The organism is Neisseria sp. P0021.S007 (assembly GCF_051956855.1).
The window spans coordinates 1-476 of the sequence record NZ_JBQCXA010001465.1; the positions used below are offsets into that span (position 1 = coordinate 1).

Below are 476 nucleotides of genomic sequence, written 5' to 3' on the forward strand. Positions count from 1 at the left end.
CGAGAAAAACCGCGCGCTGTTTATGCAACATCATTTGGGATATTCCGACTGTATTCAAAAAATATCCTTACTAGAACAACAAATCCAATCTTTATCCGAATTAAACCTTCAATTGCGAGAAGACAATACCAATATGCAAAATCAAAACCAAGAATTGCAGCATGTAATGGCAAAACTGCTGCAACAAACCGAACTGTCTGCCAAGCAGACCGAGTCTCTGCAACAGCAAATCGACATGTTGATGCAGTTGATGGTGCGCAGCCAGGCAGCAGAAGAGCAATCGAAAGAACAAGAAAAACAAATCGAACTGCTGAAAAAACAAATCGATACCTTGCAGCAGGAAAAACAGTCGCTCGAACACACCATCCATACCTTGAACGAAAACAGACAATCGTTTGAGCAAGCCATACACGGACTCAATGAAAACCGTGCTTTATTGGAACAGCACATCCGTCAGGAAAGCCAACGGTTGGCGA

The 476-nt window shown here is 42.9% G+C and carries 1 protein-coding gene; it reads left to right on the plus strand.

Annotated features, from left to right (window positions below):
- Positions 1–133: 133 nt before the first annotated feature.
- Positions 134–476: hypothetical protein (locus tag ACTHUR_RS19720; protein ID WP_440400489.1), on the plus strand; the 343-nt coding region annotated here is incomplete at its 3' end.